This is a genomic window from Pseudarthrobacter sp. SL88, from assembly GCF_026672455.1.
In the GTDB taxonomy this organism is placed as follows: Bacteria; Actinomycetota; Actinomycetes; order Actinomycetales; family Micrococcaceae; genus Arthrobacter.
In genome coordinates this window covers 284,847-305,355 of the sequence record NZ_JAPPRD010000001.1, presented here as the reverse complement: position 1 = coordinate 305,355, position 20,509 = coordinate 284,847, and the positions used below count along the sequence as shown (strand labels likewise).

Genomic DNA, 20,509 nt, shown 5'->3' with positions numbered 1-20,509 from the left:
TCATCGTTCCTGCACCCCGCTGGCCCGCAATGAGCTCGCCCGCACAACCAAGGCAGAATCAACGACGATGTGACGGACGGGGGTGTCAGACCCCGGAGGCGCTGCTATCTGCCGTTCCAGTTCGCTGAAGGCTGCCTCGACAATTCGTCCGTCATCGGGGGCGACAGAGCTTAGCGCCGGTACGGAAAACTGGCTGGCGTGAACGTTGTCGATTCCAATGACTGCCACGTCCCCGGGGACCCGGACACCGGCTTCGTTGAGGCCGGCCAGTACGCCGAAGGCAACGGAATCGTTGGAACACACCACGCCGTCAAAGCCTGCGCCTGTGGCCTTGAGGGACCGTATCGCGCGCAGACCTTCCTCGGGCGTAAAAGCGTCCACGGACACTACCAGGTGGGATTCCTTTGCAAGGGCGAGACGGTCGACAGCGTCGCGGTAACCGGCGTAACGCTGATCGGCCGCGTCAGAAGGCCTGGCGTCCCGTGGTCCAATGAACGCCACCCGCGCACACCCGGCCGATGCCAGGTGTTCGGTGGCAGTGTCTGCGGCTGCCCGGTTATCGATCGAGATATGCGTGAAAGGGCTCACCTGGATGTGCTCGCCCAGAAGCACCAGCGGCCCCGGGGACGTACGGCGGGTGAGGTCGCCGACTGTCAGCGACCGCGGAATATGGATGAGGCCGTCGATGGCGGGAAGCCCAACGCCGTTGGCAACGTCCACCTCCCGGTCGTGATCGCCTTCAGTCTGCTGGATGAGGATGGACAAGCCCCGTTTCTCGGCACCACGCGCCAGCAGTGTCGTGAGCTCAGCGAAATACGGTTCCTCCAGGTTGGGAACGGCGAGGGCCACAATTCCGGTACGCTCCCGCCGGGTGACCGGCGTGCTGCGCTCGGAGGCCGAGTTGGCAACGGACACTGTTGTCCTCCTGGCTAAAGGTCGCCCGCTGGGTCCCCCGGGACGGTCTGATCTGTAGGTTAGGGTATCGCGCCGCATTTCACTCCTGCACCCGCAGGGCAACGACGCGCGCCTGTACGGCCCCGTTCGTCGCGGTGATAACCAGTCGCAGGGCCTTAAACGGTCCTACCCCGGGAGGAACAGGGTGAACGCGGTGCCGCCGCCTGTTGCCGGTCTCTTCCGCAATGGGAAGCCAGTCGCCGCAAGACTCACTCCCTGCCGACGGAGGCCTGTCCGGCAGCACCTCAATACGGTAGTCCTTGACGAGCTCAGGGATAACCAGATGGGGGCTTCGGTGATGATGGAGGGTGTTCAGCTCAAGGTCAACGTCATCGTCGAACACCACGCGGACCTCCCGCGCGTCCACCGCTTGGCCCCAATCCAGGCGCAGCCATTCCGGCTGCCCGGCCGTCATTGGAGCCGATGCCCACATGTTCGGGCCCCCGAATGGCCGGTTATAGCCGCTGACCGCACGTTCCGGCGCCAAGGCCGCTGTCCGCGGAAGGGCACGGAACACCACGGATTTTCCCCGTAAGGGCTTGGTTGGCCACTGCACAAGGAGTTCTTCCTGGCTGATCATCACATTCTGATCTTCCGAATCGGGTGCCCGCAGAAGCGTCAGGACCCCGGGTGGCAGCTCCGGCGACAGATGCACCACGACGTCGTCATTTGCGCGTAGGACCACGACGGCGTTTTGGGGCTCGCAGGTTGGCCAGCCAATGGCTGCGGTGATCCATTGTTGGTGCCCCGCCGGGATCATGACCTCTGCCGATGACTCCAGGTGTTGGGGGACAACGTTCTGCGTTTTGCCCGTTGACCAGGCTTCCACCGTCAATGTCGTGTCCCGCAGGGCGGTGATGAGGAGCTCCACGGCGTCGAGTCGCGGATGGACCGGCACAACGATGCCGATGTCGTTGACCAGGCTATGGGATTCGTGATCAGTGTGTTCTCCCGTCCCGATATGCGTTGTCAACGTCGATGCAGACACGGCTGCCCGACGCGCCAAATCGGCGGGGTCGTTGTTGGGGACGCCCAGAACGGGGGCATCCCAGCGAAGCAGGGTCTGGCGCAGTTCATCGCGGTGCTCCTTGTAGAGGCCGCGGGGCGTTGTCCGCTTGTCGAGCACCAGGGAGGCGGCTGTCCCCGCAGCCTGCCCCATAGCAGCGCATGTGGCCATTACACGTGCGGCCCCGAAAGCGATGTGCGTGGCAGAAACATTGCGGCCGGCCATCAGCAGGTTCTCCACGTTCGCAGAATAGAGGGAACGGAAGGGGATCTCGAAAACACCATTCGAGAAACGCTGCAAGGCTCCGGCATTTCTTGAATACATCCCTTCAGCGGGGTGCAGGTCGATGGACCAGCCGCCATATGCGATGCCATCGTCGAATTCCGTCTGTCCGACGATATCGCCCTGGTGGAGGGTGTAGTCCCCCACCAGACGGCGGTATTCCCGTTTCCCGGGTACGTTCCCGATCCACTCAAGGTCGAGGGTCTCGGCATCGAATGCCCCGGAATTCTTGATGTAGTCCCAAATACCGAGGATGACCGACCTGAGCTCATCACGGATCCGCTCGTTGTCCTCCACAATGTCCAGTTCCCCGCCCCATTCCACCCACCAATAGTGGGCGCCGTTGTCGCCGCTGCGGATGACGCGCGAGGTCGGGATGGATGTTTCGCGGATGTCCTTCGCAGTTTCCGGGGGGACAAAGCGGATCGGGCGTCCCGTGTCCTTGGTGTAGAACAGCAGCGTCGACCCAAGGAACTCACGCACTGGTTCTTCCGGTGCCCAGTCCTCGCCGAAGTCCGCCCGCCCTTCCTTCCCTAGCCGTGCCTGGGCGCCCGCTAGGTGGCCCACCAAACCGTCGCCGGTGCAGTCGAGGAAGACCGGGGCGATGAATGTGGTCAGGGTTTCCGAACCCATGGTCCAGCCGCACACAGACTCTATGGTGCGGGCGTCGTCGGGACCGCTGGCGAGGACATCCCGCACGTCGGTGTTGAGGAACAGCGAGATGTTCTCCTCCCGCCGGACTGCGTCGAGCACCACGTCGTCCCAGTGGATGGGGTTACCCTCCGGATTTCGGAACTGATTTTCGACATAGAGCTCGCCAATGATTCCGGTTTCCCGCGCCCACCGCTGGTTTCCGTGGGCCGTGGCTCCGCACACCCATACCCTGACCTCCGATGATGAGTTGCCGCCCAGTACTGGGCGGTTGTTGAGCAGAGCAACGCGTTTTCCAAGGCGCGCTGCAGAAACCGCTGCACTGACGCCGGCCAGACCTCCTCCAATAACGACGACGTCGGCCTCGACGGTCTGTGTTCGCATGCTCTGTTTGTTCCTTCCTGGAGGCGGAGCTGAGGACTCAGCTTTTTGCGATGGCTTCAATCTCAAAGACCCTTGCAACGTCGGTCGGTGAAGCGGAAGGGTCACTGATGAGTAGGCGGATGCTGTCTACTTCGAGGTCAACAGCTACGGCCGTCCTGACCAGCCGGTCCCGGTTGCCGGTGTACTGTCCCACTTGGGTCCAGCCTTCAGTTGTGTGGACCTCCACGGTGAAGCTGCGCAGCACCGAATCTGTTCCCGGGTCAGTGCTGTAGCCGCTCCGGACCCTTATCTCGTCGAGCCGTTGGGGTTTGCGCAGCGTGATAGTAATGCTGGGGGCCGTATCGCCGACTGCCGATATCCACCTGCTTGCGTCGGTGCAGATGCCGTCGACGGCAAGTTCGCCGCCCGTGTCCGGCCGGAGGGCGGACGAGGCCTGCACACTGGCTCCCAGTGCGACATTGACGCCGCCGAGTTCTCCGCGCAGGTTTGCCACGATGTCCTCGAGTTTGCTGCCCTCGCTTGTCCGGCCGGCACGGGGCAACTCGACGTATTCCAGTACCGCAGGAGCAGCGTTGGGAGCACTCAGGTACAGGATGTCTGTACCGTCTGGCCGGGTCTCTGCCCGCATCCGTTGCTGCCCAATGCGCTGCTCACCCACGGGAAAGTAGGCCAATCCCTCTCGACCCTGGGTCTTTTCGATCATCACTGCCTGGCTGCGGAGCTCTCCGCACACCTGTGCCGTAAGGACAGTGTAGGCACGTGTTCTGGATCCGAAGGACGTGGTGTCCAGCGCCGCCGCAGTGGCCACGCCACTGCCCAGGGAAGAGGTGTCAAGGAGCATCTCAGTGACCCAGTTGGAACCGTCCCACGTCACGTTAAGAAAGTCATAAGCGGCCGCATCCTTGGGCACGAAACGGTAGACGATGCCCGCCGGCCTGGAGCCCCGCATAGCAAGCTTGGCTGACTGCAGGGCCGGCGTGAAGGAACGTATGGTCTCATCCGGCCCTAAGTCCCGCCAGATCACGGCCCCAGCGGTGGTGGGAGTGATAGGGCCGGTAAGGGCCTGGCCGGCGACGTCGGTGAACGTCCCGGAGTCGGGGTCATAGACGGCGTAGGAGCCAAGATGCCGCGCAGGGTCCGCCGGAAAGGGACCCCATTCCCAAAGGAGGTGCAACCGTCCGTCCTCGCCGACTGCGAGGTCATCCGGATAGAAGGCGTATCCCTTGGCCGCAGCGATGACAGTCTCCCGCTCCCACCGGCCCGCTCCAAGGTCGTAGTGATACAGGACGCCCTCCCGTGCGCCGTCTGCGTCGGTACCTGTGCGGACCAGCACCCATGCGTCCCCGTCCGGGCCGCTGGCCGTTACCGGGTAGGTGATATCGACGTCGAGGTCAGGCATTTCGGCCGTTGCGTCAGTCATCGATCTGACGTCACCTGGGGAGGCCGAGCGGAAATAGTTCCACTTCTCGTTGTGCATGGAGACAAAGGCATGGATTGTTCCGTTGCCGTCGACGACAATTGATGGCTGGTTGTGGCCGTTGTCGTCAAGGAACGTTACACAGGGTCCGTTCGTGTCGGTGCGCAGGCAGCCTTCGGTCCACGCGCCGCCATCGTCCCGGGAAGCGAGGTGGACTTCGTGCCGCGAAGACGCCGCGGCGGGTGCGTTGAAAGCAAAGTAGGTAGTTCCGTTGGCTACGGCCACAGGATTCCACCATGCCGCCTGGTTTGAACTGTCAACCTTGAAGGGCAGCGTTTCCGAGGAGGCCCGGGAGGCGGTGTCTACAGTGCCGTTGCTGGCTGCCGCTCCGGGCACCAGGCCGGCGAGGAGGACCACAAGGGCCGAGCTGACGGTGAGGACGGGTCGAAGGAGGTGCTGAAGCATACGTTCTTCCTTGAACTGTGATGCGGGTCTGGCATGGCGGATGGGGAACCCGGCGGCGCCGCCGGGGCCGAACAAGTACCGGCCTAGCGAACGAGCTTCTGGGCGGCCTCGCCGGCCGCCTTCATGGCGTCGGCTGGTTTCGCTGAACCGACCAGGACGGCCTGGACGCGGTTGGCGATTTCCGATTCCACTTGTGAGTACGAGGTGAAGGCCCAGAGCGGATTCGTCGTGGCGGTAGCTGTGATGCGTTCGCTGAAGAGGGAACCGAAAGCGTCGGACGCCACTTTGTCCGATTCCAGCGCTTCGGCCGTTGCCGGAGGCAGTCCGCGGACCGCATAGTCGCCGAGCACTGTGTCCAAATCGGATGTTGCGAACTGGGCGAAGTCGCCGGCAGTTGCGGCACCGTCTCCGTCCACGACGGCAATCGCGCCACCCCAGACGAGCGCGCGCGGCTTGTCTCCCTGTTTCAGGACGGGGCGCGCCACGGGGTTGAGCTTGCTGGCGAGATTGGCATCGGGTGACTCCTTGGTGACAGCGTTGCGGCCCACCGGGGCGTCGTCGTAGATCGCGGCGCGCCCCTGCGAGAACAGCGAGCGCGCGTCAAAGCGGTCCACATCAGGAGAAATCAACCCCTGGTCGTAAAGGCTCTTATACCAAGTGACCGCTTCAACACTTGCGTCATCGCCGATGGTCACTGTGTCACCGTCAACCAGCGGACTGCCGAACGTCTGCATCCAGATCAGGACGTCCTTCAGCTGGGCGGCCTTCGTTGAAGCTGCGTAAGGAATGATCCCGCCGCCAAGTGCCTTCAGGTCCTTCAAAGTCTTTTCAAATCCGTCAATTGTTGTGGGAAAGCCGTCAGGGGCAACACCGACCTTCTGCAGCATCTCCGCGTTTGAGACGAGCCCGATTGCGCCAATGGTCCACGGCAACGCGTACTGGACCCCGTCAAACCGGGCAGCGGCTAGGGCGGCGTCAGTGTATCCGCGGCCCTCTGCCAGGCTGGAGAGGTCCTGGAGTTTGCCCATGGCGGCCAGTGAGCCCAGCCAGGCAACGTCAACGTGCGCCGCACCTGTGAACTGTCCGCCTTTGATCTGAAGCGTCAGCTGGTTGATGTACTCGTTATAGGGGAAAGACGTGGGCGCGACTTTCACTCCTTGTTTGGCTTCGTAGCCGTCGATGATCTGCTCAAGCGCCGGCGCTGCGGCGGCTTCAGTCAGGGACCAGGAAGCGAACTTAAAGTCAGTCGGCCCTGCCCCGCTGAGGCCGGCGCTCCCCTGCGGAGAAGCGCCGCCCGACGTCGGCATGCACCCGCCCAGGGCGGTAGCGGCGGCGCCAAGGCCGAAGAGCTGCAGTGCTCCGCGCCTTGTCAGTGAGGGACGGGTAGGAAAGTTTGCGGACACAGGTGTCCTCCTTGTCGTGGGTCTTGTGTTGGATGCTGCGGGGTACAGCGGTGTTCTAGCCTTTGACGGCACCGGCAGTCATGCCGCTGACGAGGAACCGCTGCAGCAGGATGAAGGCGAGAGCAACGGGCAGCGAAACAACCAGCGAGGCGGCCATCAGTTCCGGCCACGCCGTGGCCGCTTCGCCGACATATGTGTTGACGAGTCCGGGTGGAAGCGTCTGCTTGTCAGGACCGGCCAGTGTCAGGGCGAAAATGAAGTCATTCCAACCTCGGACGAACGCAAACAGGCCGGCCGCCACCATGCCCGGGGCGGAGAGCGGCAGCACTATCGAGTGGATGATGCGCAGGCGTGACGCTCCGTCCATGAGGGCGGCCTCAATGAGCTCGTTGGGGATGGTGTCGAAGAATCCCTTGAGCATCCATACGCACAGGGGAAGCGTGAAGGTGGTGAAGGAGAGAACCAGGGCCGTATAGGTGTTGAGCAGGCCGTAGGCGCTGAAGACTGTGTAGAGCGTCACCAGCAGCAGGGCCTGCGGGAACATTTGGGATGCGAGAACGAAGTACATCAGCGCCCGGCGCCCGGTGTATCTGAACTTCGAGAAGGAGTAGCCCATATAGGCGGAGACAATGACCGACAGCACAGCCGTAACGACGGAAACGATGATGCTGTTCTGCATGTAGGTGAACAGCTGTGAATTCGAGAACAAAGACGCGTAGGCCTCGAATGACACCTCGCTGGGAAAAAGCCGTGGCGGATAAGAGAAGACCTGGTCCCTGGGCGTCAGGGAGGTGGCCAACAACCAGTACACCGGGAGCAAGCCGAAGCCGCCGCAGACAATCACGGAAGCCCAGGCGGCGACGCGCACACCCGGGCGGTCTGCGCGCAGGGCCGGCGCCTTCCGCGGGGTCCTTTCCTTCATTAGATGGCTGCCACTAGCATCTGGTGCCGTCGTAGGGGCTGGGCTCTGGTGAGTGGTGGTCATCGTTCCTCGCCTTTCTCTGAGAAGCGCACATAGACCACCACGAGCGCCATGAGGAGAATCAGCCATAGCAGGCCCAAAGCACCGGCATGCCCGAGGTCATACCCGCGGAATGCGGTTTCGTAAACGGAAGTAGCAAAGGTCTGGGTACTGCCCGCAGGCCCTCCGCCGGTGAGGACATAAATGATGTCGAAGTGCTGGAAGTTCCAGATGAACTCCAGAAGGAGAACGAGCCCGATGATGCCCTTCAGTTGCGGCACCGTGATGGCGAAGAAGCGCCTGACCGTGCCGGCTCCGTCCATTTCGGCGGCTTCGTGCAGCTCGCGCGGCACTGTTTGAAGACCAGCGAGGAGCATGACCATGATCCAAGGGAAGGACTGCCACGTCTTAGCGATAATGACAGCCCACATGGCCGTGCCGGGCTGGGCCAGCCAGGCCTGGGGCTCGACCCCGAGGGGTGCGAGCAGGGCGTTCATCACACCGTAATTTCCGTTGAAGATCCACATCCATAAGAAGGAAACCACCACGCCGGGCACCAGCCATGGAATAAGCATGAGTCCACGCATCAGGTTGGCACCCCGGATTCGGGTGTTTAGTGCGAGGGCAAGGGCGAAGCCGATGGCAAACGGCAGGATGGTTGTACCGAGGGTGAAGATCATCGTCTGCTGGAACAGTTGGAAGAAGTTCCCTTGCAGGACGTCGACGATGTTGTCGAAACCGACAAATTTCCGTCCCGGGACTACCAGGCTCTGCTTGAAGAAGGCCGTCACGAGGGCCGTCAACAGAGGATAAGCCACGATTGCGGTCATCAAAGCGATTCCCGGCAGGACCAGGAGGATAGCGAAGACTCCGTCTGACAGCCTTCGAGGCTTGTTAGAAGATGTTATTACTTGTGAACTGCTTGTCATATTCACATCCGTGTGATTTTTCCTCGCCCTTGAGGCAAATGCGGGCTCATATGGGCCTGTTTCGTTTATGTGCCCCTTCAGAATGCAGGCCGCACTTGAGGCCTGTCAAGCAAATCCTGTGAAGTTCTGAAAAGAAATCACGCTGGCTTGTAATTATTTGGTAGTTTTTGCAACTCGGGTTGGGCTAAACATCACATCACGCCCCTGCGGCATACCGCCGCTCTTGACGCTCACGCCGTAATGTCCCTACACTTTTCATAAAGCAGAATCTAAATTCCACAAAGCGGAAAGTAGCGAAGAGCCGGAAACGGCAGGCCGGACCCACCGCAAGGGAAAATAGATCAAAGCCCCTCCCTCGGAAGGACCTACGATGACGTACACAGTGAACTGCTCCATCCTCCTCACGGAATTGCCCCTGCTCGAGCGCCCCGCGGCGGCCAAGGCAGCAGGCTTCGACGCCGTCGAGTTCTGGTGGCCCTTCGAGACCTCAGTCCCTGCAGACAGCGAGATCGCCAAGTTCGAGAACGCCATCACGGACGCGGGTGTGCAGCTCACCGGCCTGAACTTCAACGCCGGCAACATGCCCGGCGGCGACCGCGGCCTGGTCTCCTGGAAGGGACGCTGCTCCGAGTTCAAGGACAACATCGAGGTAGTGGCCGGTATCGGCGAGCGCCTCGGCTGCACGGCCTTTAACGCCCTCTACGGCAACCGGCAGGACGAATTCACCCCCGAAGAGCAGGACGAGCTGGCCGTCAGGAACCTCGCGGCAGCAGCTGAGGGCGTGGCCCGCATCGGCGGCACCGTCCTCCTCGAACCCGTCAGCGGCGCACCCAAGTACCCGCTGCTCACCGCCGACGACGCACTCAAGGTCATCGCCCGCGTCAAGGCGGAGGCCGGCGTCGGGAACATCAAGATCCTCGCCGATTTCTACCACCTGGCCGTTAACGGCGACGACGTCGAATCCGTCATCGAAAACCACGCCAAGGACTTCGGCCACATCCAAATCGCAGACAACCCCGGCCGCGGCGCACCCGGCACCGGAACCCTCCCGCTCGGCGAATGGATCGCCCGCAGCCGCGAACTCGGCTACGACGGCCACATCGGCCTCGAATACAAGGAACCGCAGGAAACAGCCTTCAGCTGGGCCATCCGCGAACACGCCGCCAAATAGTACCAACCAGCCCAACTGAGTAGCAGCAGATGTCGTTTAGACCGCCCAGAACGACATCTACTGCGACCTAGTTGGGACGCCACCCGCAGACTTTCAGAAAGAGAACCATCATGAGCAACGTTGCAGTCATCGGACTCGGAATCATGGGCCTGCCCATGGCCATCAACCTGGTCAAGACCGGCCACACCGTCACCGGCTTCAACCGCAGCCAGGACAAGATCGACAAGCTGGTCTCCGAGGGCGGCCAAGGCGCCTCGAGCATCGCCGACGCCGTCAAGGACGCCGACGTCGTCATCACCATGGTGCCGGACTCCCCCGATGTTGAGGGCGTAGTCAGCGGCAAGGACGGCGTTTTCGCCAACGCCAAGCAGGGCGCCCTCTGGATCGACGCCTCAAGCATCCGCCCGGACGTTGCCAAGCGCCTTTCCGATGACGCCCGCGAAGCCGGCATCCGCCCGCTCGACGCCCCGGTCTCCGGCGGTGAACAGGGCGCCATCGACGCCGTGCTCTCCATCATGGTGGGCGGCGACAAGGCAGACTTCGACGACGCCCGGGACGTCCTGAACGCCGTCGGCAAGACCATCGTCCACGTGGGCCCCTCGGGCTCCGGCCAGACCGTCAAGGCTGCAAACCAGCTGATCGTAGCCGTCAACATCGAGGTCCTCGGCGAGGCAATTGCGTTCCTCGAGGCTTACGGCGTGGACACCGACGCCGCCCTCAAGGTCCTCGGCGGCGGGCTTGCCGGCTCGAAGGTCCTGGACCAGAAGGGCCAGAAGATGCTGGACCGCAACTTCGACCCCGGCTTCCGCCTCGCCCTCCACCACAAGGACCTGGGCATCGTCACCGCCGCCGCCCGCGAAGCCAACGTCGCCGTCCCCCTCGGCGCCGTCGTCGCACAGCTCGTCGCCGCCACCGTCAACCAGGGCGACGGCGCACTGGACCACTCAGGACTCTTCAAGCAGGTCCTCCAGCTCAGCGGCCGCAAGTAACCCAGGCCTGAAGCAGCCCCGCCAAACGGGGCACTTCGACACGGACACGCCGGCCGGCGTCGTAAATTACGACGCCGACACCCCCAAAGTGCCCCGCGACGGCTCGCCGGGCTACTTCAGCACACCCAAAAACACCCAGACTTCGCCCTCCAAAGGGGCAAAACAAGGAGCACACCATGAGCAAGATGCGTACCGTTGATGCAGCGGTGGCCATCCTGGAAAAGGAAGGCGCCATCGAGGCGTTCGGCCTGCCAGGCGCTGCCATCAACCCCTTCTACTCCGCAATGCGCGCCCACGGCGGCATCCGCCACACGCTGGCCCGCCACGTTGAAGGCGCCAGCCATATGGCGGACGGTTTCAGCCGGGCCAAGGACGGCAACATCGGCATCTGCATCGGCACCTCCGGCCCCGCCGGCACGGACATGATCACCGGCCTGTACGCAGCCTGGGCCGATTCCATCCCGATGCTGTGCATCACCGGCCAGGCCCCCGTGGCCAAGCTGCACAAAGAAGACTTCCAGGCCGTGGACATCGAGTCCATCGCCAAGCCCGTCACCAAGATGGCCATGACCATCCTGGAACCCGGCCAGGTTCCCGGCGCCTTCCAGAAGGCCTTCCAGCTGATGCGCTCCGGCCGTCCCGGCCCCGTCCTGCTGGACCTGCCCATCGACGTGCAGCTAGCCGAGATCGAGTTCGACATCGATACCTACGAGCCCCTGCCCGTCGAGAAGCCCAAGGCCTCCCGCAAGCAGCTGGAAAAGGCCCTGGACATGCTGCTCGCCGCCAAGCACCCGCTGATCGTGGCCGGCGGCGGCATCATCAACGCCGGCGCCTCCGCACAGCTGGTGGAGCTGGCCGAGACCCTCAACGTTCCGGTGATCCCCACCCTGATGGGCTGGGGCACCATCCCGGACGACCACCAGCTGATGGCCGGCATGGTGGGCCTGCAGACGTCCCACCGCTACGGCAACGAGAACTACCTGCAGAGCGACTTCGTGATCGGCATCGGCAACCGCTGGGCCAACCGCCACACCGGCGGCCTGGAGACCTACACGGCCGGCCGCACGTTCGTGCACATTGACATTGAGCCCACGCAGATCGGCCGCGTGTTCTCGCCGGACCTGGGCATCGCGTCCGACGCCGGCGCGGCGCTGGCCGGGCTGGTTGAGCTCGCCAAAGAGCGCAAGGCGGCAGGGTCCCTGCCGGACTACAGCGCCTGGGTTGCCGAATGCCAGGACCGCAAGGCCTCCCTGCACCGCAAGACCCACTTCGAGAACATCCCCATCAAGCCGCAGCGTGTGTACGAGGAGATGAACAAGTCCTTCGGCCGCGACACCACGTACGTGTCCACCATCGGCCTGTCCCAGATCGCCGGGGCGCAGATGCTGCACGTCTTCGGACCGCGCAAGTGGATCAACGCCGGCCAGGCAGGGCCCCTGGGCTGGACCGCCCCGGCAGCCCTCGGCGTCGCCCGTTCCAACCCGGACCAGACAGTGGTGGCGCTCTCCGGCGACTACGACTTCCAGTTCATGATCGAGGAACTGGCGGTGGGCGCGCAGTTCAACCTGCCGTACATCCACGTGGTGGTGAACAACTCCTACCTTGGCCTGATCCGCCAGTCCCAGCGCGGCTTCAAGATGGAGCAGAACGTGTCCCTGGCGTTCGAGAACATCAACAGCTCGCACCTGTCCGAGGAGACCCGCGGCTACGGCGTGGACCACCTGAAGGTGGCCGAGGGCCTGGGCTGCAAGGCCGTTCGCGTGGAAGACCCCAACGACCTGGGCGCAGCGTTCGACAAGGCCAAGGCCCTGATGGGCGAGTTCCAGGTTCCCGTGGTGGTGGAAGTGATCCTGGAAAAGGTCACCAACATTTCCATGGGCGTGGAAATCAACGCCGTCAACGAGTTCGAGGAACTGGCCGAGTCCGCCGCTGACGCCCCCACCGCCATCCTGGCACTGCAGGCCTAAACCATGCGCATCGTGATTGCCCCGGACAAGTTCAAGGGATCCCTGTCGGCTCCGGAGGTGTGCAGGTTCCTCGAAAAGGGCCTGCAGCGCGGAGCAGGCGGCAACCTCGATGTCCTCCGGATTCCGGTGGCCGACGGCGGCGAGGGCACCCTCGACGCCGCCGTCGGCTCCGGCTTCACCCGGCGCACGGCCACGGTGGCCGGGCCCACCGGGCAGCCGGTGGAAGCCGAGTTCGCCGTCCGGGGCCACGAAGCCGTCATCGAAATGGCCACAGCCTCCGGGCTGGCGCTGATTCCCCGGGTACAGGACGGCGGCCGGCCCGCCTCGGCGGATGCCACCACGGCCACCAGCCTGGGCACCGGGCAGCTCATCCGTGCGGCGCTGGACGCAGGTTGCCGCCGCATCGTGCTGGGCGTTGGGGGCAGCGCGAATACCGACGGCGGTGCGGGGCTCCTGCAGGGCCTCGGCGCCAGGTTCCTCGACAGCGGCAACAACGAACTTCCCCCGGGCGGTGCGGCGCTGGCAAACCTGCACAGCATCGACTTCACCCACTTTGAACCCCGCCTGGTGGACACCCGCTTCGTGCTGGCATCCGACGTCGACAACCCCCTGCTGGGCGCCCAGGGCGCCGCGGCGGTTTTCGGCCCGCAAAAAGGTGCCACACCACAAGACGTCGGCATGCTCGACGCCGCCCTGGCCAGGTTTGTCGAAGTCCTGGCCAGGGAAATCGGATTCCGCGCCGTCAAGGCCGCCGAGGCTCCCGGAGCCGGAGCAGCCGGCGGCGTGGGCTACGCCGCCATCGCAGCCCTGGCCGCAACGCGGCGGCCGGGAATCGACGTCGTCCTCGAATTCACCGAACTGGCGGACCGGCTAACCGGCGCCGACCTGGTGATCACCGGCGAAGGCAGCCTGGACGAACAGAGCCTGCTCGGCAAGACCCCCATGGGAGTTGCCAGGGCCGCAGCAGCACGGGGCATTCCCGTCATTGCGGTGTGCGGGCGGACCAGCCTGGAGCACAGCCAGACCGCCGCCGCAGGATTCGAAGACGTTTACGCTTTGACCGAGCTCGAAACCGATGTAAACAGGTGCCTATCAGAGGCCGGCGAGCTCCTGGAGCAGCTGGGCACCCAGATCAGCAAGCGGCTGGCGGCCGGACGGCCTGCCGGCGCCGCAAGTACCGAGGAGGACCTCCGTGTCTGAAGAACGTTTTGACCTGGTCATCCGGGGCCAGCGCATCCTCACCACCGCCGGGATCGCACCGCGCGAAGTGGGCGTCCGCGGCGGCAAGATCGTTGCCATCGAGCCGCTGGGCAACGGCCTGGCCGGTACCGAGATCATCGAACTGGCCAGCGACGAAACCCTGCTCCCGGGCCTGGTGGACACCCACGTCCACGTCAACGAACCCGGCCGCACCGAGTGGGAAGGCTTCGCCTCCGCCACCCGCGCGGCAGCAGCCGGTGGCGTCACCACCATCATCGACATGCCGCTGAACTCCGTCCCGCCCACCACCACCGTGGCAAACCTCAAGCTCAAGCGCGAGGTGGCCGAGGACCAGGCGTTCATCGACGTGGGGTTCTGGGGCGGCGCGATTCCGGGCAACAAGGCGGACCTGCGCCCTCTGCACGACGACGGTGTCTTCGGCTTCAAGTGCTTCCTGCTGCACTCGGGCGTGGACGAGTTCCCCCACCTGGACGCAGACGAGATGGAGGAGGACATGGCCGAGCTGAAGTCCTTCGACTCGCTCATGATCGTCCATGCTGAGGACTCCCACGCCATCGACCGCGCACCGCACCCCGGCGGCGACCACTACGAAACCTTCCTGGCCTCCCGCCCCCGCGGCGCCGAGAACAAGGCCATCGCCGAGGTCATCGAACGGGCACGCTGGACCGGTGCCCGTGCGCACATCCTGCACCTCTCGTCGTCGGACGCGCTGCCCATGATCGCTTCGGCCAAGCGCGACGGCGTCAAGCTCACCGTGGAGACGTGCCCGCACTACCTGACCCTCATGGCCGAGGAAATCCCTGACGGCGCCACCGCGTACAAGTGCTGCCCGCCTATCCGCGAGGCCTCCAACCGGGAGCTGCTGTGGCAGGGGCTGCAGGACGGCACTATCGATTGCATCGTCTCGGACCATTCCCCTTCCACCTTGGACCTCAAGGACCTGGAAAACGGCGACTTTGCCGTGGCCTGGGGCGGCGTCTCGTCGCTGCAGCTGGGCCTCTCCCTGATCTGGAGCGAAGCCCGGCACCGCGGCATCCCGCTGGAACAGGTGGTGTCCTGGATGGCGGAGAAGCCCGCCAACCTGGCCCGCCTCACCAACAAGGGGCAGCTGGCCCTGGGCTACGACGCCGACTTCGCGGTGTTCGCACCGGATGAGGCCTTCGTGGTGGACGTCTCCAAACTCAAGCACAAGAACCCCATCACGCCTTATGACGGCAAGACCCTCGCGGGCGTGGTCCGCAAGACCTTCCTGCGCGGCGCCGTGGTGGACGGCCAGACCCCCACGGGCAAGCTGATCCGCCGCGGCGGCGTCTAGGGACGCGCCATGGCAGTGGAAGCACACCATCCGCGGGCGGCTTTCCCCTCGGGGATGCCTTCCCGCCCGAGGATGCCCCACAGCCGGCAGATGGCGGAGCCTTCCATGACCCAGCCCCCTCGTTCAGGCCAGCCACCGCGGACGGTCCAGCCCAAAGCTGTGGCCCGCGGCCTGGCCGTATGGGTGGTGCCGGACGAAGGAATCAGCCCCGAAATCCTGGCCCGGGCCGCCGAACTGGTGCTCGCCCGTGCCCTGCAGACTGCTCCGGAGGCGGAAGTCCACTGGCCTGCCACCGGAGCCCCCACGTCCGGGGCCTCCGCCGCGGAGGGAGCCACAGACCACTCCTCCCGCACTCCCTCCACGGCGGAGGACCCCGGCGATTCAGCCGGTGATTCATCGGGGGATTCAACCGGTGTTCCAACTGGGAGGGCCGGCGGCGCCGCTGCCGGGACTGTTGCAGTGACTGCTGCGGTGGAAACCGTGGCGGCAGGCAGCGCGGACGACGACGGGCCCCACCTGCCGCCGTCGGCCGGGACGGTCAGCACCGTGGCCGTGGACCTCGCCGCCGATACCGTCCTCCTGGACGGTGTGCCGGTGTCCCTGACCGGCGTCGAATACAAGGTGCTGCGGTTCCTGGTCACCCACCTGTCCCGTACCGTCAGCCGCGAGGAGCTTCAGGAATTCCTGGAGTTCCTGAATTACCCCGGCGCCACCGCCCGGTCCATCGACGTCTACGTGGGCCGGATCCGCCGGAAGCTTGGCAACGCCCGCCACGCCGTGGCCACGGTCCGCGGCGGCGGTTACCAGTTCATCCCCGGCCCGCACGCCACCGTGCGCGGGCCCGCCGAATACTCCATCTGAAACCCCACCGAGGAGCAGTATGACCACCGCGCCCAACAACATCGCGCCCACCAGCACCGCGCCCTTCACTGCCCGGCTCCAGCCCGGCAGCCCCGCACCGGCTTTCACCCTTCCGGACGCCGCAGGGAACCCTGTATCCCTCGAGTCCTTCCGTGGCCGGAACGTGATCGTGTATTTCTACCCGAAGGCCGCCACCCCCGGCTGCACCACCGAAGCGTGCGACTTCCGCGACAACCTGGCCTCGCTGCAGGGCCGCGGCTACGAGGTCCTCGGCATTTCCCCCGACGCCCCGGAAGCCCTGGCCGGCTTCACCGCAGACCACGCACTGACGTTCCCGTTGCTCTCAGACCGGGACCACGCCGTGGCCCGGGCGTACGGCGCCTGGGGCGAGAAACTGGTCAACGGCGAGATCATCGAAGGCGTCCTGCGCTCCACGGTGGTGGTGGGGCCGGACGGCCGCGCCATCCTGGCGCAGTACCAGGTGGACGCCCAGGGCCACGTCGCGGCGCTGCGGGAAGAACTCGGCCTCTGACCCTTAACGGCCACTCACTCGTGGTGCCAAAAACCCAACGCGCGCTCACTCGTAGCGCCAGCTGAATGGATGCGCCATCAGTCAGGGCTCCCAAACCCGGGTTTGGGAACGCTATATGATGGCGCATCCGGTTTGCATACCGGCCGCATGGCACCCGCACAGCAACGGCACAGCTGGGCCCGGGAACGTGGATGGAACACATCTCCGAGCCTGAAGCAGGACCCATGCGACGTTTCCCCGGTGCCATCCTTTCCTCCTCCGCCCTGGCGGTTGCCCTTGCCCTGACCGGGTGCGGTGCGGGGGCCGGTGGGGAGGCGTCCGGCATGCAGGGCACGTCAGCAGCGTCCGCCAGCGCGGGAGTGGACTCCGGTACAGGCACAGGCACCAGCACCACAGACACCACGACGGCGGACTCCACACTGTTCACGGACGGAACCTCCCACACCGTCAGCGTCACGTGGAACGAGGACGACTATGCCGCGATGATCGACGCCTACGACGCCGACGGGTCCAAGGACTGGATCGCGGCCGACATCACCATCGACGGCACCACCGTGTCCAACGTGGGCGTGCGGCTCAAGGGCAACTCGACGCTACGGAGCCTGAGCGGCAACGGCGCGGGCGGCGTCGGGATGGGCGGGAACGCGGCGTCGTCCGGGATCTCCTCCGACGTCCCCGAATCCCTGCCCCTGCTGATCCGCTTCGACAAGTACGTTGACGGCCAGACCTACCAGGGGCTTGGCGAGGTGTCGTTGCGCCCCGGCTCCCCCGTCCTGAATGAGGCGTTGGCCCTGGCGCTCACCGGTGCCAGCGGCCAGGCCACGCAGCGGTACGCCTACACCACCTACTCGGTGAACGGCAGCCCCACCCAGACCAGGCTTCTCGTGGAAAACCCCGATGAGGACTATGCGGACACCCTGTTCGATACGCCGGGAGTCCTCTACAAAGCTGATGCCGACTCCAGCTTCACGTACCAGGGCGACGACCTGGCCACCTATGGGGACCAGTTCAAGCAGCTCAACAACGAGGACAGTGAGACAGTCCAGCCCATCGTCGACTTCCTCAAGTGGCTGTCCGAAGCCACCGACGAGGAGTTCGACGCCGGCATGGCGGAGCGGGTGGATGTGGAGTCCTTTGCCCGCTACACCGCCACGATGAACCTGTTGGTCAACGGCGATGACATGGCCGGGCCCGGGCAGAACTACTACCTCTGGTACAGCCTGGACACCAAGAAGATCTCGGTCATTTCCTGGGACCTCAACCTCGCCATGACCGGCGACGCCACGGCCTCTCCCGAGGCGCAGCTGTCCATCGGTGGTGGCGGCGCAGACGGCGGAGGAAATCAAGGTACGGGCGGCGGCATGCAGCCTCCGGGATCGGACGACGGCGGCTGGGCACCTTTTGCGGGCGCCGCTGCGGACGCTGACAGCACGGCAGGGGCAGCGGGCGGAACGGGAGCAGGTGGAACAGGGGCAGGCGGGGCTGGAGGTCCAAGCGGCGGAGGCCGCGGCGGCAACGAACTGAAGGAAAGGTTCCTGGCTTCGGAGGCCTTCCAGTCCGTCTATGACGCCGCCTACGCGGATCTTTACGCGCAGCTGTACGCCAGCGGAACCGCCGCCGGCCTCCTGGACTCAATTGCCGCCGTCGTACCCCTCAGCGACGGCCTCACCGCCGAGGAACTGGCTGGTGAAACGCAGACCCTGCGCACTTTCATCCAGCAACGCACGGATGCGCTCAAGGACCAGGTTTAGGCCGCCGGCCAGGGGTCTCCGGCGGGGGTGGCGGAATACCGGGTTTGACGGCGGAGTTGTTGCTGACAGCGGAAACCCGCTTCACTTGATGTTGGCCATTATTGACCGAATCTCCAAAGGAACGCCATGAGCCAGACCTTGACCACCAAGCTTCAGCCCGGAACCCCGGCTCCCGACTTCACCCTGCGGGATGCCCAGGGCCGGGAAATCTCCCTGGCCGATTACCGTGGCAAAAATGTCATCGTGTACTTCTACCCCAAGGCCGCAACCCCCGGCTGCACCACCGAGGCCTGCGACTTCCGCGACAGCCTGGGCGCACTGCAGGGCCAGGGGTACGAGGTCGTAGGCATCTCCCCCGACGCCCAGGAAGCCCTCGCCGGCTTCAGCGGCGACTTCTCCCTGACGTTCCCGCTGCTCTCCGACCAGGACCACGCCGTGGCCCTCGCCTACGGCGCCTGGGGCGAGAAGCTGGTTAACGGCGAGATTGTCGAGGGCATCGTCCGCTCCACCGTTGTGGTGGACACCGAGGGCAAGGTGGTCCTGGCGCAGTACCAGGTGAAGGCCGACGGCCACGTGGCCCGGCTGAAGGAAGCCCTCGGACTCTAGCCTGCGCTGACGGGGTGCCGCGTCTACGGCAGACGCTGCTTCAATAACCTGATGACGAAAGAATGCCTCCGCGCCGAAGGTGCGGGGGCATTCTTCGTTTGCAGGCGACGGTGCGATTGCCCGGTCACGGAAGCGGCCGCGGAATCGTTGCCGCACCCGCCGGCCGGTGACAGGATGGCGGCATGGCGATCGAAATCCGTCCGGCCACCGATTTCGCGGACGTCCAAGCCCTCGTGGGCCCCAAGCGGCCCGACGCGAACGTGTGCTGGTGCCTGAGCTACCGCCTCCCGTCCAAGCAGAACCAGCAGCTCCACGGAACGGAACGCGGGGCGTTCGTGAAGAAGCTCGTGGCGGAGGATCCTCCGCCGGGAATTTTGGCGTACGACGGCGGCGAGCCGGTGGGGTGGGCAGCGGTCCACCCCCGCGCGGACACGGGTTTCGCGACCAACCGTCGGATCCCCCACGTGGACGGCCGGGACGTGTGGTCCATCTGGTGCATCCGGGTCCGGCCCGGGCACCGCGGCAAAGGAATCTCGCACGCGCTGCTGGCAGGTGCCGTGGATCTGGCGCGGACCTACGGAGCACCCGCTGTCGAAGGGTATCCGGTGGACAACGCCGGGCAGAAACTGGACCTCACCATGGCCTACGTGGGCACTCGGAAGCTCTTCGAGGACGCCGGTTTCACGAAGGCCGCGGACACGGAGTCGGTACTAAACGGCTTCCCGCGGGTGCTGATGCGGCTGGACCTGGAACAGTAGCCGGCGCGGCGGTGGCAGGCCGGTGGTGAGCCCCGTACTGACAGGCCGGGCAGTGGCAGCTCGGTCAGGAGGCCCCGGAGGTAAAAGCCCGGGCAGTGACTGACGGAGCCCGGCCGTAAGCTGATACTTCACGGCAACGCAGGCGGAGGTAGGGAATGTCCCAGGCAGTGGATGAAGTTCTGGCCGAACTGGCGCGGCTCGAAGATCCCAAGTTTCGCGAAGCCAATGAAAAGCGCGGGGACGATCACGGCGTCAACCTGGCCAAGCTCCGGGCCGTAGCCAAGCGGCTGAAAACCCAGCAGGACCTGGCCCGGCAGCTGTGGGCCACCGCGGATACCGCCGCGCGGCTCCTGGCGCTGCTGATCTGCCGGCCCAAGGACTTCAGCCGTGAGGAACTGGACGCCATGCTGCGCGAATCCCGGGCACCGAAAGTCCACGACTGGCTGGTCAACTACGTAGTCAAGAAGAGCCCGCACGCCGAAACACTCCGCGTGGCCTGGACGGCAGACCCTGACCCGGTGGTGGCCAGTGCCGGCTGGGCCCTCACCACGGAGCGGGTGGCCAAAAAGCCGGAAGGGCTGGACCTGCCGGGCCTGCTGGACACCATCGAAGCGGAGATGAAGGCCGCCCCGGACCGCCTGCAGTGGGCCATGAACCATACCCTGGCGCAGATCGGGATCGAGCATCCGGACCAGCGGGCCAGGGCCATCGGCATTGGCGAGCGCCTGGAGGTCCTCAAGGACTACCCCACCCCGCCCAACTGCACGTCACCGTTCGCGCCGGCATGGATCAACGAGATCGTGAGCCGCCGCAGCGCATAGGTGGGACGCTGGTGGCGGGTAGCTGGTGGTGGGTGTGGCGGTTACTTCCTTCGCCAGTACTTGCC

Annotated in this window: 17 protein-coding genes; 11 read left to right on the top strand and 6 right to left on the bottom strand. The window is 65.0% G+C overall.

Going from position 1 to position 20,509, the window contains the following annotated elements; all coding sequences use genetic code 11:
- The 6 genes from OVA06_RS01290 to OVA06_RS01265 all read right to left on the bottom strand — a co-directional run bounded on the left by OVA06_RS01290 (position 1) and on the right by OVA06_RS01265 (position 8,353).
- Complete coding sequence (locus tag OVA06_RS01290) at positions 1–915, bottom strand: LacI family DNA-binding transcriptional regulator (RefSeq protein ID WP_056080868.1); 915 nt, start codon at positions 913–915, stop codon at positions 1–3.
- A 79-nt stretch (positions 916–994) separates the two neighbouring features.
- On the bottom strand, positions 995–3,277 hold the full coding sequence (locus OVA06_RS01285; protein ID WP_268155744.1) for an FAD-dependent oxidoreductase: 2,283 nt from the start codon (positions 3,275–3,277) through the stop codon (positions 995–997).
- 37 nt (positions 3,278–3,314) lie between these two features.
- A complete protein-coding gene (locus OVA06_RS01280) occupies positions 3,315–5,159 on the bottom strand; it encodes a BNR-4 repeat-containing protein (protein ID WP_268155742.1) in 1,845 nt (614 codons plus the stop codon).
- An 83-nt stretch (positions 5,160–5,242) separates the two neighbouring features.
- On the bottom strand, positions 5,243–6,562 hold the full coding sequence (locus OVA06_RS01275; RefSeq protein WP_200937805.1) for an ABC transporter substrate-binding protein: 1,320 nt from the start codon (positions 6,560–6,562) through the stop codon (positions 5,243–5,245).
- A gap of 55 nt (positions 6,563–6,617) precedes the next feature.
- A complete protein-coding gene (locus tag OVA06_RS01270) occupies positions 6,618–7,484 on the bottom strand; it encodes a carbohydrate ABC transporter permease (RefSeq protein WP_235501518.1) in 867 nt (288 codons plus the stop codon).
- 59 nt (positions 7,485–7,543) lie between these two features.
- Positions 7,544–8,353 carry a carbohydrate ABC transporter permease gene (locus OVA06_RS01265; protein ID WP_235501519.1) on the bottom strand — a complete coding sequence of 270 codons (810 nt, stop codon included), beginning with the start codon at positions 8,351–8,353 and terminating at the stop codon, positions 7,544–7,546.
- A gap of 469 nt (positions 8,354–8,822) precedes the next feature.
- Between OVA06_RS01265 and OVA06_RS01260 the strand changes: the two genes are divergently transcribed.
- From OVA06_RS01260 to OVA06_RS01210, 11 genes are all read left to right on the top strand, one after another.
- On the top strand, positions 8,823–9,623 hold the full coding sequence (locus tag OVA06_RS01260) for a hydroxypyruvate isomerase family protein (RefSeq protein ID WP_056080883.1): 801 nt from the start codon (positions 8,823–8,825) through the stop codon (positions 9,621–9,623).
- Between the two features lie 110 nt (positions 9,624–9,733).
- Positions 9,734–10,612: a 2-hydroxy-3-oxopropionate reductase gene (locus tag OVA06_RS01255; RefSeq protein WP_268155739.1), complete on the top strand. Its 879-nt coding sequence runs from the start codon at positions 9,734–9,736 to the stop codon at positions 10,610–10,612.
- A 176-nt stretch (positions 10,613–10,788) separates the two neighbouring features.
- A complete protein-coding gene (gcl, locus tag OVA06_RS01250) occupies positions 10,789–12,579 on the top strand; it encodes a glyoxylate carboligase (RefSeq protein WP_268155737.1) in 1,791 nt (596 codons plus the stop codon).
- A gap of 3 nt (positions 12,580–12,582) precedes the next feature.
- On the top strand, positions 12,583–13,779 hold the full coding sequence (locus OVA06_RS01245; protein WP_268155735.1) for a glycerate kinase: 1,197 nt from the start codon (positions 12,583–12,585) through the stop codon (positions 13,777–13,779).
- Positions 13,772–15,115 (top strand): allantoinase AllB, encoded by a 1,344-nt coding sequence (gene allB, locus OVA06_RS01240; protein WP_261621030.1) that lies wholly within the window; start codon positions 13,772–13,774, stop codon positions 15,113–15,115. The genes OVA06_RS01245 and allB overlap by 8 nt, the downstream gene beginning before the upstream one ends.
- 105 nt (positions 15,116–15,220) lie before the next feature.
- Positions 15,221–15,976: a winged helix-turn-helix domain-containing protein gene (locus OVA06_RS01235; RefSeq protein ID WP_268155732.1), complete on the top strand. Its 756-nt coding sequence runs from the start codon at positions 15,221–15,223 to the stop codon at positions 15,974–15,976.
- A gap of 19 nt (positions 15,977–15,995) precedes the next feature.
- Positions 15,996–16,508 carry a thioredoxin-dependent thiol peroxidase gene (bcp, locus tag OVA06_RS01230; protein ID WP_268155730.1) on the top strand — a complete coding sequence of 171 codons (513 nt, stop codon included), beginning with the start codon at positions 15,996–15,998 and terminating at the stop codon, positions 16,506–16,508.
- 224 nt (positions 16,509–16,732) lie between these two features.
- A complete protein-coding gene (locus tag OVA06_RS01225) occupies positions 16,733–18,259 on the top strand; it encodes a CotH kinase family protein (RefSeq protein WP_268155728.1) in 1,527 nt (508 codons plus the stop codon).
- A gap of 126 nt (positions 18,260–18,385) precedes the next feature.
- Positions 18,386–18,865: a thioredoxin-dependent thiol peroxidase gene (gene bcp / locus OVA06_RS01220; RefSeq protein ID WP_261621026.1), complete on the top strand. Its 480-nt coding sequence runs from the start codon at positions 18,386–18,388 to the stop codon at positions 18,863–18,865.
- 182 nt (positions 18,866–19,047) lie between these two features.
- On the top strand, positions 19,048–19,623 hold the full coding sequence (locus OVA06_RS01215; RefSeq protein ID WP_268155725.1) for a GNAT family N-acetyltransferase: 576 nt from the start codon (positions 19,048–19,050) through the stop codon (positions 19,621–19,623).
- A gap of 155 nt (positions 19,624–19,778) precedes the next feature.
- Positions 19,779–20,444 (top strand): DNA alkylation repair protein, encoded by a 666-nt coding sequence (locus OVA06_RS01210; protein ID WP_268155723.1) that lies wholly within the window; start codon positions 19,779–19,781, stop codon positions 20,442–20,444.
- Positions 20,445–20,509: the final 65 nt, after the last annotated feature.